The sequence below is a fragment of the Prevotella sp. tf2-5 genome, from assembly GCF_900115435.1.
In the GTDB taxonomy this organism is placed as follows: Bacteria; Bacteroidota; Bacteroidia; order Bacteroidales; family Bacteroidaceae; genus Prevotella.
Map to the genome: position 1 here is coordinate 1 of NZ_FOWK01000023.1, position 1,299 is coordinate 1,299.

A 1,299-nucleotide genomic window follows, 5' to 3' on the forward strand; every position below is an offset into this window, starting at 1 on the left:
TCATTAGTGTCCACTAAATAAAATTAAGAGTCAATTGACCATCATCAGCAACATACTCAGGTTCCTTGGTAAAAAGTTCCTTGATTGGAGTCTTATCCAACAGCGAAGCGCTCAAAATTCTCAACACTTCGTAGGTGCTCCTGTGCAGTTTGAGGTCGTGCTCAACGATAGCCACCATGCAATATGCGGTGATGGCAGAGTATATCTGGATTCTGACAGCAGTCTCTGTCGTACCCCAAAAGGACTTAATCTTAAGATGCTGCTTAATCCATTTAAAGAAGAGTTCTACACGCCAACGATATTTGTAGAGAAGAGCGACCTGCGTGGCAGGCATCTCCATATTGTTGGTCAGGTAGACAAATGTCTTGTTCTTGTCAGCCGCATAGTATGTGACGCGACGAAGAACAGCAGGATATTTCTGTTTGGTGAGGTAATTCGTAAGTCTTATAACCTGGTCAGAGAGTACGCCATCTGCGTTATGCATGGTGTCGCTTTCGTTAATGACCTCATATTGAAGATTTCCTCTTTGCCTTATCACAAAATAGGCTTCAATTTCATTGATATGATAGAGTCTCTTCAGGTCAAAGTATCCTCGGTCAAACACATAGTAAGCTCCCTGTTCATAAGGGATCTCGTCCATTGCTCGTTGGTCGTGTACCTTCGCCTCAGTAATGTGGATGAACGTAGGAATATCCGTCTGAATTTCATAGAGCGTATGCATCTTGATGCCCGCTTTTGTACGGCGAAACTTTGCCCACCAGAAGACGCTCAAGCAAAGATCGATAGTAGTCGAGTCAAAGGCAAAGACCTTCCCTTCTATCTCAAACTCTTTGTAGATTCTCTTTCGTCTCGCAATGTCTATCATATGGTAGGCAAACTCTTCGAAAATACGAGGTTCTCGTCTTTCGTTGACCTTCGCGAGATTGCTTCTCGTTACGTTCTTACCAAAGCCAAGGTGATAGGCCTTATTGGAATGCGCAGAAATAATACTGGTCAGATCACGAAGGCTGTCACGATTGCTCAGCTGCCCGAACATCATGACGAGCAACTGGTTCCAGCATGTGAAATGCTTCACGTATTTGTTCCCTTCGTATTTCATTACAATTCTATCAAAAATTCTCTGTGGCAAGAACTCTATGAGCTGAGCAAAGATATATTTTCCGGTGTTCATCGAATGACTGATTTGCTTTTGGATAGCAAAGATAGTCAATTCAAATCGTCACCGTCAATTTCTCGCTCTAAAACTCTATATTTAAATAACTTACAAACATCTCCGCTAATTTTTAGTGGACACTAGTG

At 42.4% G+C, this 1,299-nt stretch carries 1 protein-coding gene; it reads right to left on the reverse strand.

What is annotated here, in order from left to right:
- Positions 1-13: 13 nt before the first annotated feature.
- The gene (locus BM257_RS14470; RefSeq protein ID WP_092074135.1) at positions 14-1,171 is read right to left on the reverse strand and encodes an IS4 family transposase; all 1,158 of its coding nucleotides are present in this window, start codon (positions 1,169-1,171) and stop codon (positions 14-16) included.
- Positions 1,172-1,299: the final 128 nt, after the last annotated feature.

Excerpts from the sequence above, each read along its gene's own strand:
- BM257_RS14470 (WP_092074135.1), bottom strand. The coding sequence starts at position 1,171 with ATGAACACCGGAAAATATATCTTTGCTCAGCTCATAGAGTTCTTGCCA.